This window comes from Xanthobacter cornucopiae (genome assembly GCF_043195065.2).
GTDB lineage: Bacteria > Pseudomonadota > Alphaproteobacteria > Rhizobiales > Xanthobacteraceae > Xanthobacter.
In genome coordinates, this window is sequence record NZ_CM195531.1 from 1,488,443 (window position 1) to 1,513,004 (window position 24,562).

Sequence of the window (24,562 nt, forward strand, 5' to 3'; positions counted from 1 at the left end):
ATCAAGCCGGAAGAGCGAACAGAGGCGCGGACGCGCGCCCCCGCGCCGGCCCTATCCCTTCACCACCGGGCTATAGCCCTGGCGCAGCGATGAAATCAGCGGATTTCCGACATCCAGATGGCCCTTGACCAGGTCCGCCGGGGTCAGGGCCAGCCACTGGTTCAAGGACACGTCCTTGTACTCGCCGGAATTGAACACGTTCAGCACCCGCATCGGCTCGTCGCCGACGTTCTCGATATAATGGGCGAGCGTCTTCGGCACATAGCCGACATCTCCGGACGTGTAGTCGAAGGTGCGTGCATTGCTGACCGCGTCGAACACCGTCATGCGCGCCTTGCCGCCGAGGTAATACTGAATCTCATCGGCATCGGGATGCCAGTGGATCTCGCGCATGCCGCCCGGCTCCAGGTCGATCACCAGCGCCGCCATGTTGGTGACATGGAACGTCTTGGAGTCGATGATCTTGGTGCCGCCGCCGGCGAAGCTGTTGAACGGCACCTCGGACGCCCGGAACACATACTTGCCGGTCATGGAGACGGCACCGAGCTGGGCGCGCACCTCATCGAGCGGACCCGGCACGGGCTGGCGGAAGATGTACTTCTCAGCCGGCGGGATGCCGTCGAAGGCGCTCTGCGGCACGCCGAAATTCTTCGCCAGCACCTCACGCGGGGTGTGGGCGAACAGCTCGGTGAGGAGCAGGGTCTGGTTCTCGGAGAAGTTGCCGTCGTTGAAGACCAGCACGAACTCTGTGCCGTCCTCCAGGCCCTGGATGGCGTGGGGGAAGCCGGCCGGCGCCAGCCACAGGTCGCCGGGATTGAGATCCTCGATCAGCACCTGGCGCTTGTCGTCCACCAGGTAGAAGCGCACGCGACCGCTCAGCACATAGGCCCATTCGGCCTCCTTGTGCCAATGCAGCTCGCGCACCACGCCCGGTCCCAGGCGCATGTTGACGATGGCGAGCTCCTTCAGCGCCGGGCATTCGCGGATGGTGACCTCGCGGGCCCAGCCGCCATCCTCCAGGCGATTGTGGGCCATGGCGAAGGGGAACTTGAGGCTGGGGATGCCGCCGTTGTCGGTGGGCGGCGGAATCAGGATGTCGGGGTTCTGCGCCTCGACCTGCGGGTTGCGCGGCCCCGCGATGGTGGCGCCCCTCGTGCCCACGATGGGCTGTACCAGATCGGTCATCGCATGCTTCTCCATTGGATGGGGTCAGAGACGTTGGGCATTGAAATTGGGCATTGAAATTCGTCGCCCCTCGGGCGGAGCGCCGGAACCGTCCGGCCCCCCGCCGCGGCGCGGTTCAGCCGATCAGGCCGCCGGAGGTGGGATCGGCACGCTTCAGCTGGCGCAGCGCCCGCACCGCCAGCACCAGGGCCAGCAGACCGGCCAGGAACAGCGAGGCATGATCCAGCACGCGCAGGTCGATGTAGAAACCCAGGGCGCCGCCGCCGGCGAAGCCGACCAGAACCGAAAAGAAAATTCCGGCCCACATCATGTTGGGCTCACCATTGATGCCCTCCTTCTTGAACACGCCCTGCACAAGGAAGTTGAAGGCCATCTGGACGACGAAGGTCACGGCCACGTTTCCGTAAAGCATGCCATGATTCTTATGGAAGGCATTGCCCTGCGCGCCGGCGACGAACGACACCACGTAGGCCACCACGTGCGGATCGATGACACCCAGCCGCGAGGCCACGCCCAGGCCGACCAGGGCCGCGCATTCGAACCCCAGCACCACCGGGGTGAACACCCGCTTGCGGCGCAGCATCCCGGTCATCAGCGCGCCGCAGGCGGCCGAGCCGATGCCGAAGGCGAGGACCGAGCCGAGCGCGAAGACGAACGCCTGCCAGTCGCCCTGCACCAGCCGGTAACCGCTCTGCACCACGTTGCCGGATTGCACGGTGGCGAAGGTCTGGGCGTGGGCCAGGGTCCACGCGTTCAGCAGCCCGGCCATCAGGGCGAGCAGAAACCCCACCGTCCGCTCTTCCATCAGCGGAAAGCGGATCTGTTCCGGATGTTCCTGAATGATCGCAGTCACGACAGCTCCTTCATGTTCCGCCCCAAACGCGCCCAGGCCGATGCGGGCCCGATCCTCACCAGAGGGGAGACGCGGCACAATATCCCAAATAAGGTAAAACACTACCCTGCGCCGGACGCCACGCGACCAAAATGGCGGCGCTCCCGCTGCTGGCCCTGGCGTGGCGGGGGCGGTCTTGACCGGCGACAGGCCCTTCACATGCGCGTGAAGATGAGGAATCTACCCCCGACAGGCCATCGGGACCTGCGCGAGAATCCGCTCGCGCAAGGCCTGGAGGGGGCAGAGGCCCGTCGGACCGCAGCCGGGCAGCGGCACGGCAAGGGCATGCACCTTCGCCGGGTCGAGCGCGCGCATTCCCTCAAGCTCGGCATACCACACGGTCACGCCGAGCAGCAGCGCCCCGCTCTGCGTGTCGCGCCAGCGTTCCAACGCCAGGGCGGTGGCCGGGGCGGTGGCATCGGGTTGCCCCGGCAGGCTCCAGCTCACACCCAGCAGCGCCCCGAGATTCGAGAGATTGGTGTCGTGGCCAGCCAGGGCCAGCATCCGGATGCCGGCGTCCAGCGGCGGATCGGTGGCATTCGCCTCCCCCGACAGCATCTCCAGCATGACGCGCGCCATGACCCCCGATTGACGGGCCGCCACATAAGGCACGCCCCGGGCGATCAGCGCACCGCGATTGCGGGCCGCCAGCAACGGCGCGAGCGCGGCGGAATCGCCCCCGGCGCCCCAGGCCACGTCGCCGGCCGGCATGCCCTGCGCGTACTCCAGAAGGAAGATCTCCGAGGCCGGCGTGGCCACGCTCAGCGCGCCGGTGAGGGACACGCCGCCCGGCTTCACCTCGAAGCCCGTCGGTGCCAGGGGCTGCGGCGGAGCCAGAAGGGCGATCACGCGGCGCACCGCCGCGTCGGAGGCTTCATCCAGCAGGAGATCCTCGCCGCCGACAAGGGCCGTCACGGCGGCGCGGCCTTCGTCGGGGTCGAGCGTGCAGGCGCCCCCCGCGCCTCCGAACACCGCGTCGCGCGCCCCGGCGGGCCGATGGCGGAGCACATCCGGGCAGCCGGGCGCCAGCTGCCCCGCCATCATCCGTCCGCTTTCACGCGTGCGCTGGACATGACTGTCGGCCCACACCAGCAGATCGCCGCCCGGGCAACCGGCGGCAGGCAGCACGCCCTTGGCCACGTAGGCGGCGCGCATCGCGGCGCTCACCAGGGCCACCACGTCCGCGCCATGGGGGGTGAGATCGCCGGTCGCCACCGGCCAGGACGGCCAGGCCCGGCGGGACCAGCCCGCCAGGGTCTCCGCCGACTGCACCGGCGCGCGCACGCCGTGGCGCTGGACCAGCGCCACGCGCTCCAGCACCACCTCCGCCCGGAGGGGACCGGCACCAAGCCAGGAGCCGAACAGCAGAACGAAGGCGACGGCGCCGAACACCCCGCCGCCGCAACACAGACCCGCGCGCGGTGCCATCGGTCCTCCCCCGCGTGAACGCCGCAGCTTACCGTCCCCGCGCCGGGGGAACAACGCGATACCGCGCCCCTGCCGCTCCGTCCCGCCCGTGAACGCCCCTTGACGGACCCGCCCGAACAGTCCGAAACCTGCCTCGCGGCCAGCCGAAACGCACCCGCCGCGCCATCGAATGGGCAGCACCGTGCATTTCGAATCGTCGGACGCCGCAGATCTCCTCGCCACCGCCTCCAGCCTCCTGTTCTTGAACGGGCAGTCCTCCGAGAGCACGGAGGCGACCATCCGGCGCTTCGGCGCGGCCCTCGGCGTCGAGGCGGATGTGCTCCTGCGCTGGGGCGAGGTGGTGCTGTTCGTCAGCAACCAGCGCGTGCCGATCATTCTGCCGGCCAAGCCGACCACGGTGGACATGGGCCGGGTCGCCGCCGTGCTCCATATCATCGATGAAGTGGAGGCGGGGCGCATGGACCCCGGCCAGGCGCGGGCGGCGCTGGACGGGATCACCCGCATGCCGCCGGTGTCGGTGGTGCGCTTCGCGGCCCTGGCGGCGGCGGGCGCGGCGGCCTTGGGAGTCATCTTCGGCGCCACCACCGCGGCGACGCTGGCGGTCATCGCCCTCAGCGCCGGCGGCGGCGCCCTGCTGCGGCGCGCGGTCTCGCATCTGACCCACAATGCCCTGGCCCAGCCCTTCTGCGCCGCCCTGCTGGCCGGGGTCGCAGGCGTGCTCGCCATCCGCGCCGACATCGGGGTGGACCCGCGGCTCGTCCTGGTGTGCCCCTGCATGGTGCTGGTGCCGGGGCCGCACGTGCTCAACGGCACCATCGACCTCGCCCGCGCCCGCATCACCATCGGCTCGGCCCGGCTGATGTTCGCGGGGCTGCTGGTGCTCATGATCTGCGCCGGCCTGCTGCTCGGCCTCACCGCCGGCGACATCTCCCTGCCGGCGGCCGGCCCGGCGACGGTGGTGCCCTGGTATCGGGACATGGCGGCGGCGGGACTCGCGGTGGCCGCCTACGGCACCTTCTTCAACATGCCGTGGCGGGTGCTGCCGGTGCCCGTTCTGGTGGGCATGGCCGCCCATGGCGCGCGCTGGCTGCTGCTGACCTGGGGCGTGAGCCTGGCGGCGGCCAGCCTCGCCGCCTGCCTGATCGTGGGCGTCCTGGTGACCGTGCTGGCGGATCGGCTGCGCTATCCGTTCGCCGCGTTCGGCTTCGCCTCGGTGGTGTCGATGGTGCCGGGCGTGTTCCTGTTCGAATCGGCGGCGGCTCTGGTGGAACTGACCGCCCAAGGCGTGGGCGCGCCGGCCCGGCTGGTGGTGGAGGCGGTGGTGAACGGCATCTCGGCGCTGCTGATCATCCTCGCCATGACAGTGGGGCTGATCGTGCCGAAGATGGCGATCGAGGGGTGGCGCCCCCCCCGCGCCCGCGACCGCTGAGGCCGGCATCGCGCCCATCGAGGGAACCGGCGTGCCACGGCGGCGTTCAAGGCAGGCGTCTCAGGCGCGCGCAATGAACACGGGGCATGCCATGGAAGACAACCAGATCGGCTGGATCGCCGCCATCATCGTCGGCGGCTTCGCCGGGTGGATCGCCTCCGGCGTCATGAAGAGCGACACCGGGCTCTTCATGAACATCATCCTCGGCATTCTCGGCGCGGCGGTGGCGAGCTTCCTGTTCGGCCTGCTGGGGGTGAGCTTCGGCGGCTGGCTCGGCTATCTCATCGCCGGCATCGTCGGCGCCTGCCTTCTCATCGGCGGCGCGCGGGCGGTGCGCGGCTGAGCCGCCGCAGGGACCGATCTGCGGCGGCGGCCCCCGCGGAGCCAAAGCGACGGGCCGACCTGAGGGCCTACCGCCGCAGGCCGCCCGCCAGCAGATAGCCCGCCGCCAGCCCGACCAGGGCACCCACGACACCGGCCGAGGACAACACCGCCGCCGCGGTGCCAGGATTCTCGCCGATCACGTCGGAAACCGCATGAGCTTGCCGCCCAACCGTCCTGGCGGCGCCGTCGGCCCTGGATCTCGCCGCCTCGAACGTGTCCCGGGCGCCCTCCGCCGCATCGGCCGCCCGCGCCTGCACCGATCGGCTGATCCGGCTCATCTCCGCCTTCAGGTCGGCGATCTGCGCCTCCAGGCTCTCGCGCACATCCTTCGGTGAACTGAGGTCCGTCATGCTCTTCCATCCTCCTTCCAGCCTCAAGCCTGCCCATGACGAGCATAACTCCGGCCGTGTGAAGGAAACGCTCTGGAACATGGACGGTTCCCACAAGCGGATGAGCACGGATGAGCGCTCATGACACCACGGCTACAGGGCCCCACACCAGCCGCATGGAGAGGAACAAGATGCAGCTCTTCAAATGCCAGACCTGCGCCCAGGTCCTTTATTTCGAGAACACGATCTGCGAGCGGTGCCAAAGCCGGATCGGCTACCTGCCCGGCAGCGGCGTGCTGAGCGCGGTCGAGCCGGACGGAACCGGCTGGATCGCCCGGGCCAACCCTGGCCCGCGCTATCGCTTCTGCGAGAACTGGGAGCGCAACGCCTGCAACTGGATGGTCGATGCCGGCGAAGGCGAGACGTTGTGCCTGGCCTGCCGCCACAATCGCACCATCCCGGACATTTGCGACCCGGAGAACCATCGGCGCTGGCAGAAGATCGAGGCCGCCAAGCGGCGTCTGTTCTATTCCCTCGTCAAGCTCGCCCTGCCCATCCCCACCGTCGCGAGCGGTGACCACGAGCCGCTGGTGTTCGACTTCCTCGCCGACCCGACGGACGGCGGCCCCCGGATCATGACCGGCCATGACAACGGGCTGATCACCATCGCCTTGACCGAGGCCGACGACGCCGCGCGGGAGCAGGCCCGCGCCTCCATGGGCGAGCTCTACCGCACCCTGCTCGGCCACTTCCGCCACGAGGTCGGGCACTATTACTGGGACCGGCTGGTGAGCGCCTCCCCCGCGCTGGAGGGCTTCCGCGCTCTCTTCGGCGACGAGCGCCAGGACTATGGCGAGGCCCTCGCCCGCCATTACGAGAACGGCCCGCCGCCGGGCTGGCACAACGGCTTCGTGAGCGCCTATGCCACCATGCACCCCTGGGAGGACTGGGCCGAGACCTGGGCGCATTACCTGCATATCGTCGATACGCTGGAAATGGCCGGGGCGTTCGGCATCAAGATCGCGCCGGACATGTCCGACGATCCGGCGCTGGAGGCGGAGATCTCCTTCGACCCGCACCGCGTGCGCCACGCCCGCACGCTGGTGGATGCCTGGCTGCCGCTGACTTATGCCGTCAACTCCCTCAACCGCTCCATGGGTCAAGGCGACCTCTATCCATTCGTCATCCCGCCCCCGGTGGTGGATAAACTTGAATACATTCACGCCCTGGTGCACGCCAACCAGGCAGGGTGAACGCCGCCGCCAGCCGCTTAAATGGGCGGGCGCCGGGCGCGCGCCCGGCGCTCAGGTCATTGTGCCGCGCAGGTCCCATGGCCACTTGCAAACCGGGGACAGGCCGACCAAAAGCAGACGGCTTCCTTCAAAGAAGCATGCACGGGCGATATGGTGGGCTGGGGTTCCGTTGCGGACGGCCCCTGGGGGGACCGCATGAAAGTCGTGATTTTGGCCGGCGGGCGCGGCTCGCGCCTTTCGGAGGAAACCAGCGTGCGGCCGAAGCCGCTGGTCGAGATCGGCGACAAGCCGATCCTCTGGCACATCATGAGCATCTATGCTCACTACGGCCTCATCGACTTCATCGTCTGCGCCGGATATAAAGGATACCAGATCAAGGAATATTTCGCGAACATGGTGCTCCACCACTCCGACGTGACGGTGGACCTCGGTCGCAATCTCGTGCACTACCACCAGCGCGACACGCCGGACTGGCGGGTGAGCATCGTCGATACCGGGCTCAACACCGAGACCGGCGGACGCCTCAAGCGGATCGCTCCTTATCTCACGCCCGGCGAAACCTTCTGCATGACCTATGGCGACGGCGTCGCCGACGTGGACGTGGCGAAGGAGGTGGCCTTCCACCGCGCCCACGGCCTCAAGGCCACCATGTGCGCGGTGGCCCAGCCCGGCCGCTTCGGCTCGGTGAACATCGAGGGACACCGCGTCTCCACCTTCGTGGAGAAGCCTACCGCCGGCAACCAGCGCATCAACGGCGGCTTCTTCGTGCTGGAGCCGGAGGTGGTGGACCTGATCGAGGGCGACGGTACGGCCTGGGAGTGCGCGCCCCTGGAACGGCTGGCGGCGGATCGCCAGCTCGCCGCCTATCCGCACGATGGCTTCTGGCGCCCCATGGACACATTGCGCGAGCGCATCCAGCTCGAAGAAATGTGGAACACCGGCAACGCCCCCTGGAAGGTGTGGGCGTGAGGGACTTCTGGCGCGGACGACGGGTTCTCGTCACCGGCCACACCGACCTCAAGGGCGCCTCGCTCTGTCTATGGCTGGAGCAGCGCGGCGCCGAGGTGAGCGCGCTGGCGCTTGCTCCAGACACCCGGCCCGCCCTCTATGACATCCTCGGGCCATGGACCGGCCAAGCCCAGGGCGAGACCGATATCCGCGATCTTCCCGCCCTCGCCGCGCGGGTGGCGGCGGCGCGGCCGCAGGTGGTGCTGCATCTGGCCGCCCACGCGCTGGTGCGCAGCTCCCACACCCAGCCGGCGGAGACCTTCGCCCGCAACGCGATGGGCATCGTGAACCTTCTTGCGGCCCTGCGCCACGCGCCGGACCTGGAGGCGGTGGTGATCGCCACCAGCGACAAGGTCTATGCCAATGCAGGCGCCGGACGGCCTTTCGTGGAGGACGACCGGTTCGGGGGCAAGGAGCCCTATTCCGTCTCCAAGGCCTGCGCCGAGCTGGCAGCGGACAGCTTCCATGTGCGCTTCTTCACCGCCGGCAATGCGACCGGCTGCGGCGATGGGGCGGCCGAGCGGCTGGAGCCGGACTTCGTGCCCGCCCTGGCCGCGGGCGTGCCGCTGCGGCGGAGCCGTCCCGCTGCGGTGCGCCCCTGGCAGCATGTGCTCGCCCCCCTGGCCGGCGGTCTCGACCTCACGGAGGCGCTGGCGAGCCAGCCCGCCGCCGCGCCGCAGGCGGTGAATTTCGGACCCGATCCGGACAGCTTCGCCTCACTCGCCGCGGTCGCGGAGGCCCTCGGTCGGGCCTTCGATGGCGCTATCCCCCACCTGCCGGCGCCCGGCCCCCACCCCCCGGAAGCCAGCACCCTGCGCCTGCCCTCCGACCGTGCCGCACAGGCCCTGTCCTGGTCCGCCAACCGGTACCGCTCCCACCGCGATGGCGCCGACATGCGCGCCTTCACCCTCGCCCAGATCGCCGCCTACGAGGAGCGCCTCGGCCAATGAAATTCCAGCCCACCGCCGTCGATGGCGCCGTGATCATCGACGTCAGCCCGTTCGAAGACGAACGCGGCAGCTTCGCCCGCGCCTTCTGCGCCGACACGTTCCGCGCCGAGGGGCTGATGGACCGCTTCGTCCACGCCAATACCTCCTGGAACCCGAAGGCCGGCACCCTGCGTGGCCTGCACCTGCAGGATCCGCCGCGGGCCGAGGCGAAGCTGGTGCGGGCGGTGCGCGGCCGTGTGTTCGACGTGGCGGTGGACCTGCGTCCATCATCACCCACCTATCTGCGCTGGGCCGGCGTCGAGCTATCCGCCGACCGCCGCAACGCCTTCCATGTGCCACAAGGCTGCGCCCACGGCTTCCTGACCCTCGAGGACGCCTGCGAGGTGTTCTACCTCGTCTCCGACATCTACGCCGCCGACCTCGCCCGAACCTACCGCTGGAACGATCCCGCCTTCGGCGTGGACTGGCCGGCGGTCCCCCAGATCATCTCGACCCGCGACGCCACTGCGGAGGATTACACGCCATGATCTCGCCGTTCGCCCCCAAGTCTTCCTCCTCGCACCCCAGCGAAGCCCAGGCTGAGATCACGCTCAGCATCTGCGTGCCCACCTACAACCGCTCGGCCTTCCTCGAATATCTGTTCCCGCTGATCCGGGCATGGGGGGAGAGCTGGGATTTCACCTACGAAATCGTGGTGTCCGACAACCACTCCCCTGACAATACCGCCGAGGTGGTGGAGCGCTTTCGCGCCGAAGGCCTGCCGATCCAGTATTTCAAGCAGGAAGAAAACAAGGTTCTCTCAAACCTGTTGAGCGCCTATCACCGCGCGCGCGGCAAATATCTGATCTATTTGGCGGACGACGACCTGCTCATTCCGGAAGCGGTGGCCGACAACATCCACTTCATGGAGGAAAACCCGGAAATCCGGGCCTGCTACACGCCATGGGAAATTTATGACGACCTGAACAAGGTTTCCGGTGGGCTGTACTACAATCAGCCCCAGGACCTTCAAATCTTCAAGCCCGGCGATGAGCTGAACCTGATCGGCTTCATCGTCGAGAATCACATCTTCCCGGAGATCGCGATCTACCGGGCCGACGCCGTCCGCCAGATCGTGTCCGCGCCGCGGTTCTGCTACTGGGCCTTCTCCTATATCGCCGCCGTCGCCTCCGCCGGGCCTGTGGCTTTCCGCCGGACGCCCCATTACCGGTCCGTGACGCTCACGCCGGTCATGCCGAACCGCAACCAGGCCGGCGTCGACGACGCCATGACCATCTGGGATAATTATCGCGGCGGCATCGAATACATGGTGTTCAGTCTGTTGCGGCGGCGCAATCTGGTGCTGGACACCGAAGCCCGCACCGCATTCCGCTCCCTGATCGATCATTTCGTCGAGACCCGCATGCGGGTGGCACTGCGGCTGTGGCTGGAGCGCAAGGACTACACGCGCGCCTATGAGATCATAAGCCGCCTGTCGCACCTTGACGCGAGCGTCCTGGAAAGCTTCGATTTCATGGACAAGCTGCCGCTGCTCGCCATGGCGCAGACGCTGGCCCGCTTTGCCAACGGCGTGGCGGAGATCGAGCGCCTGATGGTGGCCGGGGTGGAGGACGGGCAGGCCCTCGGCCATCTGCTACGCGACGCCGGGCTTGAACGGCGCATCCTGGTCATTCCGCCGCCGGCGGTGCCGTCGGCGAAGAACCTGCGCACCAGCATCGTCTTCATCTCCCGCGAGGATCTGCGCCAGTCGTTCGTCGACCAGGGCTACGCCCCGGGCCTCATCCTCAGCGAGCAGGACATCCGCAGCACCATGTTGCTGTGACGGCAGGCCGGCGCTCAGCGCGCCAGGGCGGCAAGGGCGGCAAGGCCGGGATCGTCGGGGAAGCAGTCGCGGAAATGGCCGAGGCTGCCCTTCGACGAGGAACCGGCCAGCAGCCGCGCGCCGGGGGGCGGCTCCCCGCCCCCCGGGTCGAGTGTCGACAGGAACCAGGCCCGAGCATCGGCGCCGAGCGCGCCGGCGAAGTCGCGCGGCTCACGCGGGCGCGCTGCCACCGCCGCGTAAGCCGTGCGAAAGGTCGCCAGGGTCGCGGCCGGCGTATGGGATCGCGCCATGGCGTCCGCAGCGCGGGCGCCAACCTGCCCCACCTCCCTTGGGTGATCGAGCGCCCAGGCCAAGCGCCCGGCACACACCGACAGATCGTCCACCACGAAGCCGGTCTCGCCGTCGCGCACGATGTGCGTCTCCGCCGGATTAGCCCACACCAGCGGCGCCGCCCCCACCGACATGGCTTCCACCAGGGCATTCTCCGCCGTGCCATAATGCCCGGGCGCCAGCAGGTAGAGAAAGAGATCGAGCGCGCCCAGCACCCGCTGGGGATCGCTGGCATAGCCCTCGAAGCGGACCCGCTCGGGATGCCGCATCGCCGCCGCCCGCGCCGCCACCTCGCCCACGGGATCGAGCTGGCCGAAGAAGGATACGCGCAGGTCGCCGGGCACCGCGTCGATCACGTCGAACACGCCGGGGTGCATCTTGATGAAATCGAGCGTCCCGAGGTAGCCGCACCTCACCGGCCCGGTCCCGCCACGGGCCGCCGCCGGCGCAAAGCCGAAGCCGGAATTCGCCACCGCGAACGCGTCCGGCCGCGCGGCCACCGCCGCCTGCAGGTTCGGCGCGGCGAAGGAACAGGGCGAGGTGAAGAAGGTGCGATCCGCGCGAGACGGCAGCAGGGCCGGCAGGAACGGTGGCGCCAGGCCGGAAATGTGGGTCCACAGCACCAGCCGCATGGCTGGCAGCGGCGTGCGTGCGAGAAGGTCGTAGAGGCGGGGGTGGTTCCACCACTCCACCTGCACCACGTCGGCGGCGGCGACCAGCTCGCGGATCTGTTCCGGCGTCGCCACCCGCACCTCGTCACCGGCGGCGACGATGCGGTCCACATAGGTCAGGTCGCGCGGCGCCTCGATGAGCGCGAAGATGTGCCGCTCGGGTTCGCCGGCCTCGGCCCGGCTCTCGGCGAGCGCCGCATGGGCCTTGCCGACGCCACCGCCCAGATGCGCCGCGACATGCAGGATGTTCATGCCCCGCTCATCGCCACCCAGGCCGGTGTGCGGACCTCCCCGCCACTGACAGCGCGACCCTCGGCCGCGAGAGCCCGATCCGCACCCGCATGAGGCCCGCTTCTCCCGTGTCGTCCCAAAGGTCGCCCCTCCGCCGTGCCCTTATACCAAAGGCCCGTGATCTTGACTCATGAGCCTTTGGTCAAGTCCGCGCGGCGCTTGAGCGGACCCGCTTGGCACCCTTGAAGACCCGGCCGATGGTATGAAGGGGGCGCAAAACTGATGCCCGGCGCCTGGAGCGGAACGCACGTTCCGCCGCGCGCGTGCCTGTTTTCGACCGCCAGCCTAGGTCCCCGCGCCGAAACACGGACCGTGCTTCAGCCCCACAGCTCCGGCGGCGGGGGAAGGACGGTGGCCCCCTGATAGGTCAGGTGAGGTGAGCGGTCGCGCGCCAGCAGCAACGGCCCGTCGAGATCGACCACCGCCGCCCGCTGCGCCACCAACAGGGCCGGCGCCATCGCCAGCGAGGTCGCCAGCATGCACCCCACCATCACCCCGAACCCCAGCCGCTCCGCCTCCGCCACCAGGGCCAGGGCCTCGGTGAGACCGCCGGTCTTGTCGAGCTTGATGTTGACGGCGTCATAACGCGCGCGCAGCGCCGCCAGGCCGGCCCGATCGTGGACGCTTTCGTCGGCGCAGATGGGCACCGGGTGGGCCATGTCCGCCAACGCGGCATCGGCGGCGGCGGGCAACGGCTGTTCCACCAGCTCGACGCCGACCGCCGCGCAGGCGGCCAGCAGCCCGGGCAGGGCATCGGCATCCCAGCCCTCGTTGGCATCGACGATGAGGCGCGCCGCCGGCACCGCGGCGCGCACGGCGGCCAGCCGCTCCCGGTCGCCCGGCGCGCCGAGCTTCAGCTTCAGCAACGGCCGGCCGGCTCCGGCGGCCGCTGCGGCCATTGCGGCGGGCGTGTCGAGGCTCAAGGTGAAGGCGGTCTCCAGGGGCCGCAGCGGCGGCAGCCCCGCGGCCACGGCCGCCGGCACGCCGGAGCGCTTCGCCTCCAGGTCCCAGAACGCGCAATCAAGGGCATTGCGGGCGGCTCCGGCGGGGAGCAGCGCCTGCAGCCCGGCCCGGCCCAGTCCCCCGGCGATGGCCGGCGCCGTGGCGGCGATGGCCGCGGCGACCCCCTCAACGGTCTCTCCATACCGACCGTAGGGCACGCACTCCCCCTGCCCGCAGACTCCATCGGCCTCCAGGCGCGCCACCACCACCACGGCCTCGGTCTTGGAGCCGCGGGCGATGGTGAAGGTGCCGGCGATGGGGAAATGGTCCACGCTCACATTCAAAGTTGGCATGTCGGGTCTGGTCGCGCTCAAGGTGTGCCTCAAATGCCGATGTCGCCGAAAATCCGCCATGCGGGCGGTCGCGAGCCGCAGCACGCGGTTCTGATGTGGTAATGAAGGCGCGGCTATGGCGGCGCGGATCTCGAATCGTAAGCCGATTCGGCAGGTCGGGCCGCAGTTTAGCGCGAAGATCCTGGCTCTGTGCGCCTCGCGTGCGGGCCCTGGCTCGCCAGTCTCGGCGCGGACGGCTCCCCTGGGGCCGCACGCCGCCAGATGTCGAGGCCGGATAGCCGGGTTCGAGGGGGTGAAGACATCCACGGCGGGGAGGGCATTCCCCCGCCGCGCCGAAGCGGGAACGGGCGGCCGCAGCCCGGCCGAGCCGGCCGACTGACACTTGGGTCCTGGAGAGGTCGCGTTGCCCCATACCTCGTTGATTTCCGTGCACACCCAGGATGATCGCCTGACCGTGGCGGGCCGGGGGGCATGGACGTCCGAGCATGCGGACGAGCTGGAGCAGGCCGTCACCAGCACGGTGGCCACCTACAAATCGCCAAAGTCGGTGACCTTCGACCTGTCCGGCGTCGAGCGCATGGATACCTTCGGGGCCCTGCTGTTCGAGCGGCTGCGCCGGGCCTGGGGCGACCTCGGCGTGGACACCAGCATCAGCGGCCTCGCGCCACGCTACAAGATCCTGCTCGAGGAGATGGTCCGCGCCGGCCGCGACCCACGCCCGGCGCCGCGCCGGCAGGAAGGGTTCCTGGAGCGGTTCGGCCACGAGGTGGTCAACACCGCCGCCGACGCGCTGGCCCTGCTCAATTTCATCGGCGCCACCATCGCCGCCATGATGCGCGTGGTCCTGAAGCCGCGCAGCTTCCGCTTCACCGCCATGGTCAACCAGCTCGACCGGGTCGGCCTGCGCGCGGTGCCGATCATCGTGCTCATCACCTTCCTCATCGGCTGCATCCTGGCGCAGCAGGGCATCTTCAACTTTCGCCGGTTCGGGGCGGAGATCTACGTGGTGGACATGGTCGGCGTGCTGGTGCTGCGCGAGCTCGGCGTGCTCATCGTCGCCATCATGATCGCCGGCCGCTCGGGCAGCGCCTACACCGCCGAGCTCGGCTCCATGCGCATGCGCGAGGAGATGGACGCCCTGCGGGTGATGGGCTTCGACCCCATCGAGGTGCTGGTGGTGCCGCGCATCACCGCGCTCATCATCGCCCTGCCGCTGCTCACCTTCATCGGCTCCATGGCGGCGATCTTCGGGGCCGGGCTGGTGTCCTGGGGCTATGGCGGCATCACCCCGGAAATCTTCATGCAGCGCCTCAAGAGCGCCATCGACCTCGACCAGTTCAACGTCGGCATGATCAAGGCGCCGTTCATGGCCGCCACCATCGGCATCGTCGCCTGCCTAGAGGGCATGCGGGTGGGCGGCAGCGCGGAATCGCTGGGCGCGCACACCACCGCTTCGGTGGTGAAGGCGATCTTCCTTGTCATCGTGATGGACGGCGTGTTCGCCATGTTCTTCGCCGCGATCAAGATGTGAGGCGAGGATGGACACGCCCCCCCTCCCCCCCGCCAACGGCAAGGACGCGATCATCAAGGTGCGCGACATCGTCGTCGGCTTCGGCGACCGGGTCATCCTGAACCACCTCGACCTGGATGTGTATCGCGGCGAGATCCTGGGCTTCGTCGGCACCTCCGGCGGCGGCAAGTCGGTGCTCACCCGCACCATCCTCGGCCTGGTGCCCAAGCGCTCAGGACTGGTGGAGGTGTTCGGGGAGAATCTCGACGAGCTCGGCGAGAGCCAGCGCTCGGCGCTGGAGCGGCGCTGGGGCGTGCTGTTTCAGCAGGGCGCGCTGTTCTCCTCCCTCACCGTGAAGCAGAACATCCAGTTCCCGATCCGGGAGAATCTGAAGGTCTCGCAGCGGCTGATGGACGACATCGCATTTGCGAAAATCGAGATGGTGGGACTGAAGCCGGATGTCGCGGAAAAGCTGCCGTCCGAGCTGTCCGGCGGCATGATCAAGCGCGCGGCGCTGGCCCGCTCGCTGGCGCTGGACCCGGAAATCCTGTTCCTGGACGAGCCCACCTCGGGCCTCGACCCCATCGGCGCAGGCGAGTTCGACGAGCTCATCCGCACGTTGCAGCAGACTTTGGGGCTCACCGTTTTCATGGTAACCCACGATCTGGATAGTCTGCACACGGTCTGCGACCGCATCGCGGCCCTGGCAGAGGGGAAAGTGATCGCGCAGGGCACCATTGAAGACATGATGCGGCAGACGCATCCGTGGCTGCGCGCCTATTTCCACGGCGCGCGGGCGCGGGCGGTGCAGCAGGGCCGCGGCTGAACGGCGCGGCCTCTGCGGACGAAAACACGGGCGGGTTCAGGGCAACCGAGAGCAAGGCATGGAAACAAAGGCCAACTACACCATCATCGGGGCCTTCACGCTGCTCGTCATCGCGGCAGCGTTCGGCTTCGTGTACTGGTTCGCCGGGCCGCAGGATTCCAGTGCCCGCAAGACCTACGAAATCGTCTTCGACAATTCGGTGGCCGGCCTGCGCCAGGGCAATTCGGTGCTGTTCAACGGCATTCCCGTCGGCCAGGTGCAGAGCCTCAACCTGGTGCCCAACGAGCCCGGCCAGGTGCTGGTGCGGGTCGACATCGACAAGACCGTGCCGGTGTTGTCCGACGCCCGGGCCGGCCTCGAATCCCAGGGCATCACCGGCATCGTCGCAGTGGGCATCCGCGGCGGCAAGCCGGACGCCCCGCCTCTGCCGGTGGGTCCCGGCGGCTACCAGCGCATTCCCTCCGACAGCGGAACGGGCATGGCGGGCCTGGTGAATTCGGTGCAGGGGGTGGCGCGCAAGATCGAAGTGGTCCTGCAGGCCATCAATCCGGATGAAATCGCCTCCATCATCAAGAATGTGGATGTCTTCTCCAAGGCCGTGGCCGACCGCTCGAACGATGTCGGCACCCTGATCGAGCAATCCAAGTCGCTGGTGACACAGCTGAACGACATCGCCGGCAAGGTGGACACGGTCATGGTGAACCTGAAGGCCGCCACCGAGGACAAGAACGGCCTGCTGGCGCAGGCCACCGACGCCGCCACCTCGGTGCGGCAACTGGCCGACAATCTCGACCAGCGCACGGCGCTGCTCACCACTGAGATCAGCCGTTTCACCGGGCCGGGCCTGCGCCAGTACGAAGCGCTGGCCGCGGACGGGCGGCGCACTCTCGGTGAGATCGAGCGGGTGCTGCGCTCCATCGAGCGCAATCCGCAGCAATTCATTCTCGGCGGCGGCAATGCCGTGCCGACCTACAGGCGATGAGCTCAGGTCATGACCGACGCGCGCAGGAACCGTCTCGCTGTCCGGAGGCGCATGCGGCCATGCCGGGAGGGCGGCTGGCTGCCGCGCGCGGCCGTGCTCGCCCTCGGCCTGCTGCTGGCGGCCTGCGGCTCAACCCCGGTGCCCACCTACAATCTTTCGGCTCCGCACGGCTTCTCCGCCGGCGGTGGCGGCGGCAACGGCCAGCTGGTGGTGACCGCGCCCTACGCCCTGGCTGCGCTCAACACCGATAAGATCTTCGTGGAGCCGAACCCGGGCCAGATCGCCTATCTCGGCGACGCCCAATGGGGAGACACCCTGCCCTCCCTGCTGCAGGCCCGCATCATCCAGGCGTTCGAGAACGGCAGCCGGCTGAAGCGCGTGGCCCGGCCCGGCGACGGCGTGACGGCGGATTACCAACTCTCCACCGACATTCGCGTATTCGGCCTGCGCATCACCCCCGAAGGGCCAGTCGCGGTGGTGGAGCTGTCGGCGAAGCTGGTGGGCAACCAGAATGGCCGCATCCTGGCCGCCCAGGTCTTCAAGGCCTCGGTGCCCGCAGCCGGCACCTCGGGCGCGGAAGCCACGCGGGCTCTGGACCAGGCCTCCGACCAGGTGCTTCTGGCCATGGTGCGCTGGGCCGCCGGCAAGTTCTGAGCGGCGCCCAATCCAATCGCCGGCGGTTTCGACCAGGGCGGGCGCTCGCACCGCGTAACCTGCGTCAAGATTCTGCGGCAAGATCGTGATGCCCTCGCGCGCCCGCGGGGCGGCATCGAAGCGGCAGGCTGGTGCGCGGTCCGTTCGTCGGCCTGCGCGCGGGAACAGGCCTGAGGACCCGTCCGCGGCGAGCGGCGCGCGTCGTCCATGGCACCGCTGTCCCGAAGATCTGTGGGACCTTCAAGGCCCAGAGCCATGGGCCTTTGATTTTACGCAACTCCTTTCGCAGAATCGCGACGCACTTTTGCGGGAATTGCTCTAGAGCGTTTTCGAGCGAAGTGGATACCGGTTCGCGTGAAGAAAACGCGTCAATACAAAGTTCTAGAGCGATTTCCGTGAGCCAAGGCGAGCGGAAAATGCTCTAGCGGGCCCGGCGACGGATCGCCAATGCCAGCAGCGCCCCGGCGGCCCCCAGGGCCGCCGATACCGCGAATGCCCCGGCCCCGAGCGCGACCCAGAGCGGGCCCGACGCAACCGTAGCCCCCGACATGAAGATGTTCACCACCCAGGCCGCCAGCGACTGGCCCGATGCCGAGCGGTGGGCGCTGACGCCCCGCGCCACCATCTCCACCATGCCGAGATAGGTGGCCCCGAAGGTGAAGCCGTGCAGCAGCTGGAGCGGAAACAGCACTGCCAGAGGCGGATCGAAGCTCATGACCCCGAACCGCACCAGGGCCGCGACACCGCCGAGCGCGATCAGCCGGTGCGGGCCCAACCGCCCCATCAGCCGCGTGCCGAAGCGGAACAGGGCGATCTCCGCCGCCACCCCGGTGGCCCAAAGCAGGCCGATGGTGGTGAGCGACCAGCCCTCCGCCCGCCAATGCACCGAGGCGAAGGCATAAAGCAAGGCGTGGCTGGCCTGCACCAGCGCCACCGCCACCACGCTCGCCGCCAGCAGCGCGGGAAGCGGGCCGCGCTTCTCCTCATGGGGTGCGGGCCGCGATGGCCGGGGCAGTTCCGGCAGGCGCAGGGACACCGCGAAATAGCAGAGCTGGCCGAGCACCATCCACACCACCACCGACCCCGCCCCGGTGATGGTGATGACGACGCCGCCAGCCAGATTGGCCGCGAGGAACGCGGCCGAGCCCCATTGGCGCGAGCGGCCATAGTCGGCCCGTCCCGCCTGCGCCTGCCGGGCGGCATAGGCGTCCAGCAGCGCGAAGCTCGGGTGCCAGCTCAGGGCGATCAGGCCCAGCGCCACGAAGATCAGCAGCGGATCGACGCTGAGCGCCAGCAAGCCCATGGTAATGCTGGTCATGGCCGCCAGCACGGTCAGCGTCGCCCGGGGCCGGCCCACCCGGTCGGACAGGAGCCCCAGGACCGGCGTCGCGAACAGGCGCGTCACCAGCGGCACCGCGATGGCGACGCCGATCTCCTGCGGGTCCAGTCCCCGATGCTGCAGCCAGAGCGGCAGATAGGGCATCTGGATGCCGAGCGGCAGGTAGAAGGTGGCGAAGGCGGCGGCAAGCCAGACCTTGAGGTCGCCCCCCCGGCCCGGCCCCTGGGAAGACCCCGCCCCCTCTCCCGGCTCGGAGGAACGACCGGCATCGGGCCCGGCCTGCGGCGCGCGCGTGGACATGCGGATTCCGGCGGTTCGCTTCCCCGGCGCCTGCCGGGAGAATGCTCCGAGGCAGGACAGGCCCGGAAACAGAAGGCGGGATGGGCCGGCCGGCGATCCCGGCCGGCGGGCAGTCAGCCGCCCGTCAGGCAGCGGGTGAAGGTCTCGGCATCGACGTTGCCGCCGGACAGGACGATGACGACAGTGCCCTTAGCCTGAAGCCGGCCTTCGAGCAACGCCGCCAGGGCCACGGCGCCGCCCGGCTCCACCACCAGCTTCAACTCGGTGAAGGCATAGGCGACGGCGCGCGCCACCTCCGCGTCATCGGCGGCGGCCGCCTCGCCCACCAGCTGGCGGGTCACCGCGAAGGTGACTTCCCCCGGCGTCGGCGCCAGCAGCGCGTCGCAGAACGAGCCGGTGGGGGCGGCATTGCGCTCGCGCACGCCGGAGCGGAACGAGCGGGCATGGTCCTCGAACCCCGCGGGCTCGCAGGCCACCACCCGCGCCGCCGGCACCCGCGCCTTCACCGCCAGGGCGATGCCGGCAATGAGGCCGCCGCCCGACGTATTGGCCGCGACCAGATCCGGCGCCAGCCCCTGGGCGGCCAGATCCTCGGCGATCTCAAGGCCCACCGTGCCCTGGCCGGCGATGACGTCCGGATCGTCATAGGGCGGCACCATCACCGCGCCGCGCGCGGCGGCGATGGCCCGGGCGATGGCGTCGCGATCCTCGGTGGCGCGATCATAGCCCACCACCTCGGCCCCCAGCGCCAGGGTGCGCGCGCGCTTCAGCGCCGGGGCATCGTTGGGCATCACGATCACCGCCGGCATGCCGCGCAGGGCCGCCGCCGCCGCCACGCCCTGGGCATGGTTGCCGGACGAGCAGGCCACCACGCCCGCCGCCACCGCATCCGCCGGAATCTGGGCGATTCGATTATAGGCGCCGCGAAACTTGAAGGAGCCGGTGCGCTGCAGCGTCTCCGGCTTCAAGAACACCCGGGTGCCGACACGGTCGCTGAGCACGGGCGAGAACAGGAGCGGCGTGCGCACCGCCACGCCCTTCAGGCGCAGGGCGGCGGCATCCACATCGGCGGCGGTGGGGAGAGGAAGCGGGGCGATCATGCCCCGGAAGCTACCCGACGTCGCAGCCGAAGGCGATAGCGCCGCGCGATCGGCCCGATGTCGTGGGCGATCAGCACATTGTCCAGGAACTGCCGGGCGCTCTCGCGCCAAGTGTAGCGCTCGCCGAAGCGGCGCGCCGCGGCCGGCGACAGTTCCAGCGCCTTCAGGCAGGCAGTGCGCAGGTCCTCATCCAGCACCCCCACCGGCTCGGTGGCGTCCTCCAGCACGTCCATGGGGCCGGTGACCGGATAGGCCGCCACCGGCAGGCCGCTGGCCAGCGCCTCCAGCAGCACGATGCCGAAGGTATCGGTGCGGCTCGGGAAGCAGAACACATCGCAGGCCGCATAGACCTGCGCCAGCTCCTCGCCCTCCTTGGAACCCAGGAAATGCACCTGCGGATAGCGCGCCTTGAGGCTCTCCAGCGCCGGCCCGCTGCCCACCACCACCTTGGAGCCGGGCAGGTCGAGGCTGAGGAAGGCCTCGATGTTCTTTTCCACCGCCACCCGGCCGACGAACAGGAAGGCCGGCCGCGGAATGTTCAAGGTCGCTTCCGGGCGCGGGCGGAACAGGTCCGCGTCCACCCCGCGCGACCAGCGCATGAGACGCTTGAAGCCACGCGCGGCCAAGTCGCGCTCAAGGGTGCCGGTGGAGACCATGACGCCGCCGGCGGCGTTGTGGAACGCGCGCAGCCAGGCATAGGTCCAGCGCTCCGGCACCGGGGCGCGGGCCGAGAGATATTCGGGAAACTTGGTGTGGTAGGAGGTGGTGAAGGTGCGGCGCGTGGCGATGCAGGCGCGCCGCACCAGGATGCCGATGGGCCCCTCGGTGGCGATGTGGACGAAATCCGGCTGCATGGCCTCGATGCGGCGCAGCACCATGCGCGGCGTGGCCAGCGCCAGGCGAATCTCGCCATAGGTGGGCAACGGCACCGTGCGGAACTCCTGCGGGGTGAGGAACAGAAGCTCCGCCCCCAGCTGCTCCGCCTCGCGGGCGGTGTATTCCAGCGAGCGCACCACGCCGTTGATCTGGGGATGCCACGCATCCGTCGCGATGAGAACGCGCATCAGGCGGCCGCCTGGGCCTGTCCTTCCACCAAATCCGTTTCGCTGTTCGGTGCGGCTTTCAGATGGCGTGTCCAGCAGATGATCTCCATGCGGCCGTCGTCGTGCTCGGCGATGGCGGTGCAGCTCTCCACCCAATCGCCGCAATTCACATAGCGCACGCCGAACTGATCGTGAATGACCGCATGGTGGATATGGCCGCAGATGACGCCGTCCACGGCATTGCGCTTGGCCTCGTCGGCCACCGCCTCCTCGAACTTGCCGATGTAGTTGACCGCGTTCTTGACCTTCAGCTTGGCCCACTGGCTGAGCGACCAATAGGTGAGGCCGAGCTTGCGGCGCACCCGGTTCACATAGGTGTTGGCGGTCAGCGCCGCCGAATAGGCCCAGTCGCCCATGAAGGCGAGCCAGCGGGCGTGGCGCACCACCACGTCGAACACGTCGCCATGGATGACCAGATAGCGCTTGCCGTCGGCCGCCTCGTGGATGGCGGTTTCCATCACCTCGATGCCGCCGAAATGGGTGCCGTAATAATCCCGCAGGAATTCGTCGTGATTGCCCGGCAGGTAGACGATGCGGGTGCCCTTGCGGCCCTTGCGCAGCAGCTTCTGCACCACGTCGTTGTGCTTCTGCGGCCAGTACCAGGACGAGCGCAGCCGCCAGCCGTCGACGATGTCGCCGACCAAGTAGATCACGTCTGCATCGTGATACTTCAGGAAGTCGATGAGGAGATCCGCCTGACAGCCCTTGGTGCCGAGGTGGATATCGGAAAGGAACAGGGCGCGAAAACGTCGCGCGTCCGGACTCTCGCTCACGCCAGGACCTCCGCACTTTGGAACCCGACCATGGCCCGCGGACCGATCCGGCGGATCGGGTCCCGGGGCCACCCCCACAGGTTCCCTCCAGTTGCCCCCACCGGAGCCCCGGCCGCTGCGCGGGCCTTCGCGGGCGCTTGACGGACTTACCCGGAGTCGTGATTCCCTTTTATGACGCTACCGCGAAAAACGGAAACCCCATAGCCGCAAACCGGCCCCCGGCAACCCTGGCTGCAGTATCTGGCACCGGAAGGAGAGACGGCTAATAGTCCTTGGTCTGAGAGGTGACAGCTCTTCTCCACACAGCGGCTGGAAAATGCGGAGGGCGGACGCCAGCTATGCCATCGACAGCCCGCGATGTCCCGGCAATGCAGGCCCGCCCGGCAGGAGGAGCAGTTCTCGCAGAGCATGACGCAAGGGAATACAGACATCGCACCGACGGTCGGCATCGCGCCGCGCCCGGCATTGACCCGGCGCCCGTCCCGGGCCAGCGTGCGGCGCGAGCCGCGCGACCGGCGCCGGCGGCGCGAAGGAGCATTTGGCATGAAACTGGTTCGTTTCGGCGCGAAGGGCGCGGAGAAGCCCGGCCTGATCGATGCGGCGGGACGGGTGCGCGACCTTTCGGCTCACGTCCCTGATCTCGGCGGCGCGGCCCTGTCGCCGGCAAGCTTGGCGCGTCTTGCCGCGCTCGACAGCGACAGCCTGCCGCTGGCGCCGGAGGGGGTGCGGCTCGGCGCGTGCGTGCCGCAGCCGGGCAATTTCATCGCCATCGGCCTCAACTTCGCCGACCATGCCGCCGAGACCGGCAACCCCATCCCCCCCGAGCCGGTGCTGTTCAACAAGGCGCCCAACTGCATCAGCGGGCCGAACGACGACATTCTCATCCCCAAGGGCTCCACCAAGCTCGACTGGGAAGTGGAGCTGGCGTTCGTCATCGGCACCCGCGCGCGCTATGTGGAGGAAAAGGACGCCTTGTCCCATATTGCCGGCTATTGCCTGTGCAACGACGTCTCCGAGCGCGCCTTCCAGATGGAGCGCGCCGGCCAGTGGACCAAGGGCAAGGGCTGCGAGAGCTTCGGCCCGCTCGGCCCCTGGCTGGTGACACCCGACGAGCTTGGCGACACCGCCGACCTCGCCATGCGGCTCGACGTGAACGGCGAGACCATGCAGAACGGCTCCACCCGCACCATGATCTTCCGGGTGCCGTTCCTGGTGCACTACCTCAGCCAGTTCATGGTCCTGGACCCCGGCGACGTGATCACCACCGGCACTCCGCCCGGCGTCGGCCTCGGCTACAGGCCACCGCGCTTCCTGAAGGCGGGAGACGTGGTGACGCTGTCCATCGCCGGGCTCGGCACGCAGCGCCAGACCGTGGTGCCCGCCCACCCCTGATCGCGCGGGGCGCGGGGCGACGACGCCTCGCGCCCATCGGCCGGCGGGCATGTGTCGCCGGCCGATGGGCTACTGCAAGGTGGTCTCCGCCAGCCAGCTCTTCACTGCGTTAAGCGCCTCGGAGCGGTTGCCGGTGCGGTGCTGCGCCTCCTGGTAGACGGCGATCTGGGCATCGGCGCTGGTACCTGCCTCGGCGATGGTGCGCACGTGCATGAGGGCGTCGAGGCAATCGAGAGCCTCCGCGTCCTCGGCCACCAGGTTCACCAGCCCCTCCACCGCATCGCGCACCGCCACCGCGCGGCGCTGCGCCAGATCCACGAACGAACCGTGGATGCCATAGCGCTGGGCCCGCCATTTGTTCTCGTCGGCGATGGCGCGATCCACCGCGTCCACATCGCGATTATGGTGGGGATTTCGCACCAGGAACCGCGCCAATGCCCGGTAGAGGGCGGCGATGGCCAGCGTGTCCTCGAGACGGGTGCAGCTGTCGGGCGCGCGCAGCTCCAGCGTGGGCAGCTTGCGCGAGGGGCGGATCGCCCACCACACATAGCTGGAATCCGAGATCGCCCGCGCCGAAACCAGCGCGTCCACATAACGTTCGTAAGCAGCGTTGCTCTCGAACATCTCCGGCAGGCCGGTGCGGGGAAGCTCGTCATAGGCGGCGAGGCGATAGCCCATCAGGCCGGTCTGCTTCGAGGCCCAGAACGGCGACGAGGTGGCGAGCGCGATGAAGTGCGGCACATAGGGCACCAGCCGCCGCATGACATCGACGCGATCGTCCGGGTTCGGCAGTTCCACATGCACATGCAGGCCGCACACCATGTTGCGCTCGCCCAGCATCCTCAGGTCATTCATGAGGTTGTCGTAGCGATGGGCCTTGGTGGCCCGCACCCCGTCCCAATTGGCGGTCGGGTGGGTGCCGGCGGCGATGAAGCCCAGGCCATGCCGCGCCGCCACCCCGCCCACGGCCCGCCGCAGCTGGCGCAATTCGTCCCGCGCGCCGTCGGACGCCGTGGCCGGCTGGGTCGCGATCTCGATCTGGGACTGCAGCAGTTCCACGGTGACCGAGGCGCCCAGCTCCTCCTTCAGCTCCTCGAAGAAGCCCGCCGGCATGCGCCGCTGCACCGCCTTGGTGGCGGCATCCACGACGAAGAACTCCTCCTCGATCCCGAACCGGTATCTCTGCGGCATCGTCTCCTCCAAAAAATTATAATGAAACAACGCACCGAAACGACCAGATCCTTCAAGAGCACCGACAGACTGCCGGAAAATCGGTCGAAAATACGGCGCGCCTCACCTTTTTATGGAGAGCAGCG

Annotated in this window: 23 protein-coding genes; 12 read left to right on the plus strand and 11 right to left on the minus strand. The window is 69.0% G+C overall.

What is annotated here, in order from left to right; translation table 11 throughout:
* Positions 1-51: 51 nt before the first annotated feature.
* The 3 genes from V5F53_RS06720 to V5F53_RS06730 all read right to left on the minus strand — a co-directional run bounded on the left by V5F53_RS06720 (position 52) and on the right by V5F53_RS06730 (position 3,469).
* Positions 52-1,185, minus strand: coding sequence for a cupin domain-containing protein (locus V5F53_RS06720; RefSeq protein ID WP_393996729.1), 1,134 nt, complete (start codon positions 1,183-1,185; stop codon positions 52-54).
* Positions 1,186-1,300: 115 nt separating this feature from the next.
* Positions 1,301-2,038, minus strand: coding sequence for a YoaK family protein (locus tag V5F53_RS06725; protein ID WP_393996728.1), 738 nt, complete (start codon positions 2,036-2,038; stop codon positions 1,301-1,303).
* 219 nt (positions 2,039-2,257) lie between these two features.
* Positions 2,258-3,469 (minus strand): histidine-type phosphatase, encoded by a 1,212-nt coding sequence (locus V5F53_RS06730; RefSeq protein ID WP_509212979.1) that lies wholly within the window; start codon positions 3,467-3,469, stop codon positions 2,258-2,260.
* 217 nt (positions 3,470-3,686) lie between these two features.
* On the opposite strand from V5F53_RS06730, the gene V5F53_RS06735 reads away from it, so the two are divergent.
* Both V5F53_RS06735 and V5F53_RS06740 read left to right on the plus strand, forming a co-directional pair.
* The gene (locus V5F53_RS06735) at positions 3,687-4,934 is read left to right on the plus strand and encodes a threonine/serine exporter family protein (protein ID WP_393996726.1); all 1,248 of its coding nucleotides are present in this window, start codon (positions 3,687-3,689) and stop codon (positions 4,932-4,934) included.
* Positions 4,935-5,025: 91 nt separating this feature from the next.
* Entirely contained in the window at positions 5,026-5,277 is a 252-nt protein-coding gene (locus tag V5F53_RS06740; protein WP_393996811.1) for a GlsB/YeaQ/YmgE family stress response membrane protein, read from the plus strand.
* Positions 5,278-5,344: 67 nt separating this feature from the next.
* Here the strand turns inward: V5F53_RS06740 and V5F53_RS06745 are convergent, their stop codons facing one another.
* On the minus strand, positions 5,345-5,668 hold the full coding sequence (locus tag V5F53_RS06745) for a hypothetical protein (RefSeq protein WP_393996725.1): 324 nt from the start codon (positions 5,666-5,668) through the stop codon (positions 5,345-5,347).
* A 170-nt stretch (positions 5,669-5,838) separates the two neighbouring features.
* On the opposite strand from V5F53_RS06745, the gene V5F53_RS06750 reads away from it, so the two are divergent.
* The 5 genes from V5F53_RS06750 to V5F53_RS06770 all read left to right on the plus strand — a co-directional run bounded on the left by V5F53_RS06750 (position 5,839) and on the right by V5F53_RS06770 (position 10,680).
* Positions 5,839-6,900: a zinc-binding metallopeptidase family protein gene (locus V5F53_RS06750; protein ID WP_393996724.1), complete on the plus strand. Its 1,062-nt coding sequence runs from the start codon at positions 5,839-5,841 to the stop codon at positions 6,898-6,900.
* Between the two features lie 195 nt (positions 6,901-7,095).
* Positions 7,096-7,869, plus strand: a complete 774-nt coding sequence (gene rfbF, locus V5F53_RS06755) for a glucose-1-phosphate cytidylyltransferase (RefSeq protein ID WP_393996723.1) — start codon at positions 7,096-7,098, stop codon at positions 7,867-7,869.
* A complete protein-coding gene (locus V5F53_RS06760; protein ID WP_393996722.1) occupies positions 7,866-8,858 on the plus strand; it encodes an NAD-dependent epimerase/dehydratase family protein in 993 nt (330 codons plus the stop codon). Before rfbF ends, V5F53_RS06760 begins: the two co-directional genes overlap by 4 nt.
* The gene (gene rfbC / locus V5F53_RS06765; RefSeq protein ID WP_393996721.1) at positions 8,855-9,385 is read left to right on the plus strand and encodes a dTDP-4-dehydrorhamnose 3,5-epimerase; all 531 of its coding nucleotides are present in this window, start codon (positions 8,855-8,857) and stop codon (positions 9,383-9,385) included. The genes V5F53_RS06760 and rfbC overlap by 4 nt, the downstream gene beginning before the upstream one ends.
* On the plus strand, positions 9,382-10,680 hold the full coding sequence (locus tag V5F53_RS06770) for a glycosyltransferase family 2 protein (RefSeq protein ID WP_393996720.1): 1,299 nt from the start codon (positions 9,382-9,384) through the stop codon (positions 10,678-10,680). Before rfbC ends, V5F53_RS06770 begins: the two co-directional genes overlap by 4 nt.
* Before the next feature lie 14 nt (positions 10,681-10,694).
* On the opposite strand, the gene V5F53_RS06775 is transcribed toward V5F53_RS06770, so the two are convergent.
* Both V5F53_RS06775 and dgcA read right to left on the minus strand, forming a co-directional pair.
* Positions 10,695-11,933 (minus strand): glycosyltransferase, encoded by a 1,239-nt coding sequence (locus V5F53_RS06775; protein ID WP_393996719.1) that lies wholly within the window; start codon positions 11,931-11,933, stop codon positions 10,695-10,697.
* A gap of 356 nt (positions 11,934-12,289) precedes the next feature.
* Positions 12,290-13,267, minus strand: coding sequence for an N-acetyl-D-Glu racemase DgcA (gene dgcA, locus V5F53_RS06780; protein WP_393996718.1), 978 nt, complete (start codon positions 13,265-13,267; stop codon positions 12,290-12,292).
* 403 nt (positions 13,268-13,670) lie between these two features.
* Between dgcA and V5F53_RS06785 the strand changes: the two genes are divergently transcribed.
* The 4 genes from V5F53_RS06785 to V5F53_RS06800 are packed head-to-tail and all read left to right on the plus strand — an operon-like array spanning position 13,671 to position 17,239.
* On the plus strand, positions 13,671-14,798 hold the full coding sequence (locus V5F53_RS06785; protein ID WP_393996717.1) for an MlaE family lipid ABC transporter permease subunit: 1,128 nt from the start codon (positions 13,671-13,673) through the stop codon (positions 14,796-14,798).
* A 7-nt stretch (positions 14,799-14,805) separates the two neighbouring features.
* Positions 14,806-15,603 (plus strand): ABC transporter ATP-binding protein, encoded by a 798-nt coding sequence (locus tag V5F53_RS06790; protein WP_393996716.1) that lies wholly within the window; start codon positions 14,806-14,808, stop codon positions 15,601-15,603.
* Positions 15,604-15,661: 58 nt separating this feature from the next.
* Positions 15,662-16,585, plus strand: a complete 924-nt coding sequence (locus V5F53_RS06795) for an MlaD family protein (protein ID WP_393996715.1) — start codon at positions 15,662-15,664, stop codon at positions 16,583-16,585.
* A gap of 9 nt (positions 16,586-16,594) precedes the next feature.
* Positions 16,595-17,239, plus strand: coding sequence for an ABC-type transport auxiliary lipoprotein family protein (locus V5F53_RS06800; RefSeq protein ID WP_509212980.1), 645 nt, complete (start codon positions 16,595-16,597; stop codon positions 17,237-17,239).
* 421 nt (positions 17,240-17,660) lie between these two features.
* Here the strand turns inward: V5F53_RS06800 and V5F53_RS06805 are convergent, their stop codons facing one another.
* The 4 genes from V5F53_RS06805 to V5F53_RS06820 form a co-directional block, all read right to left on the minus strand.
* Complete coding sequence (locus tag V5F53_RS06805) at positions 17,661-18,878, minus strand: MFS transporter (RefSeq protein WP_393996713.1); 1,218 nt, start codon at positions 18,876-18,878, stop codon at positions 17,661-17,663.
* A 113-nt stretch (positions 18,879-18,991) separates the two neighbouring features.
* Positions 18,992-19,978, minus strand: coding sequence for a threonine ammonia-lyase (locus tag V5F53_RS06810; RefSeq protein ID WP_393996712.1), 987 nt, complete (start codon positions 19,976-19,978; stop codon positions 18,992-18,994).
* A complete protein-coding gene (locus tag V5F53_RS06815; RefSeq protein ID WP_393996711.1) occupies positions 19,975-21,042 on the minus strand; it encodes a glycosyltransferase family 4 protein in 1,068 nt (355 codons plus the stop codon). The genes V5F53_RS06810 and V5F53_RS06815 overlap by 4 nt, the downstream gene beginning before the upstream one ends.
* On the minus strand, positions 21,042-21,854 hold the full coding sequence (locus V5F53_RS06820; protein WP_393996710.1) for a UDP-2,3-diacylglucosamine diphosphatase: 813 nt from the start codon (positions 21,852-21,854) through the stop codon (positions 21,042-21,044). The genes V5F53_RS06815 and V5F53_RS06820 overlap by 1 nt, the downstream gene beginning before the upstream one ends.
* Positions 21,855-22,397: 543 nt before the next feature.
* Between V5F53_RS06820 and V5F53_RS06825 the strand changes: the two genes are divergently transcribed.
* Positions 22,398-23,246, plus strand: a complete 849-nt coding sequence (locus V5F53_RS06825; RefSeq protein ID WP_393996709.1) for a fumarylacetoacetate hydrolase family protein — start codon at positions 22,398-22,400, stop codon at positions 23,244-23,246.
* 69 nt (positions 23,247-23,315) lie between these two features.
* On the opposite strand, the gene V5F53_RS06830 is transcribed toward V5F53_RS06825, so the two are convergent.
* On the minus strand, positions 23,316-24,437 hold the full coding sequence (locus V5F53_RS06830) for a carboxylate-amine ligase (RefSeq protein WP_393996708.1): 1,122 nt from the start codon (positions 24,435-24,437) through the stop codon (positions 23,316-23,318).
* Positions 24,438-24,562: the final 125 nt, after the last annotated feature.

Excerpts from the sequence above, each read along its gene's own strand:
- V5F53_RS06720 (WP_393996729.1), bottom strand. The coding sequence starts at position 1,185 with ATGACCGATCTGGTACAGCCCATCGTGGGCACGAGGGGCGCCACCATC.
- V5F53_RS06830 (WP_393996708.1), bottom strand. The coding sequence starts at position 24,437 with ATGCCGCAGAGATACCGGTTCGGGATCGAGGAGGAGTTCTTCGTCGTG.
- V5F53_RS06815 (WP_393996711.1), bottom strand. The coding sequence starts at position 21,042 with ATGCGCGTTCTCATCGCGACGGATGCGTGGCATCCCCAGATCAACGGC.
- rfbC (WP_393996721.1), top strand. The coding sequence starts at position 8,855 with ATGAAATTCCAGCCCACCGCCGTCGATGGCGCCGTGATCATCGACGTC.
- V5F53_RS06745 (WP_393996725.1), bottom strand. The coding sequence starts at position 5,668 with ATGACGGACCTCAGTTCACCGAAGGATGTGCGCGAGAGCCTGGAGGCG.
- V5F53_RS06800 (WP_509212980.1), top strand. The coding sequence starts at position 16,595 with ATGACCGACGCGCGCAGGAACCGTCTCGCTGTCCGGAGGCGCATGCGG.
- dgcA (WP_393996718.1), bottom strand. The coding sequence starts at position 13,267 with ATGCCAACTTTGAATGTGAGCGTGGACCATTTCCCCATCGCCGGCACC.
- V5F53_RS06810 (WP_393996712.1), bottom strand. The coding sequence starts at position 19,978 with ATGATCGCCCCGCTTCCTCTCCCCACCGCCGCCGATGTGGATGCCGCC.
- rfbF (WP_393996723.1), top strand. The coding sequence starts at position 7,096 with ATGAAAGTCGTGATTTTGGCCGGCGGGCGCGGCTCGCGCCTTTCGGAG.
- V5F53_RS06775 (WP_393996719.1), bottom strand. The coding sequence starts at position 11,933 with ATGAACATCCTGCATGTCGCGGCGCATCTGGGCGGTGGCGTCGGCAAG.
- V5F53_RS06790 (WP_393996716.1), top strand. The coding sequence starts at position 14,806 with ATGGACACGCCCCCCCTCCCCCCCGCCAACGGCAAGGACGCGATCATC.
- V5F53_RS06740 (WP_393996811.1), top strand. The coding sequence starts at position 5,026 with ATGGAAGACAACCAGATCGGCTGGATCGCCGCCATCATCGTCGGCGGC.
- V5F53_RS06750 (WP_393996724.1), top strand. The coding sequence starts at position 5,839 with ATGCAGCTCTTCAAATGCCAGACCTGCGCCCAGGTCCTTTATTTCGAG.
- V5F53_RS06825 (WP_393996709.1), top strand. The coding sequence starts at position 22,398 with ATGAAACTGGTTCGTTTCGGCGCGAAGGGCGCGGAGAAGCCCGGCCTG.
- V5F53_RS06805 (WP_393996713.1), bottom strand. The coding sequence starts at position 18,878 with ATGTCCACGCGCGCGCCGCAGGCCGGGCCCGATGCCGGTCGTTCCTCC.
- V5F53_RS06795 (WP_393996715.1), top strand. The coding sequence starts at position 15,662 with ATGGAAACAAAGGCCAACTACACCATCATCGGGGCCTTCACGCTGCTC.
- V5F53_RS06770 (WP_393996720.1), top strand. The coding sequence starts at position 9,382 with ATGATCTCGCCGTTCGCCCCCAAGTCTTCCTCCTCGCACCCCAGCGAA.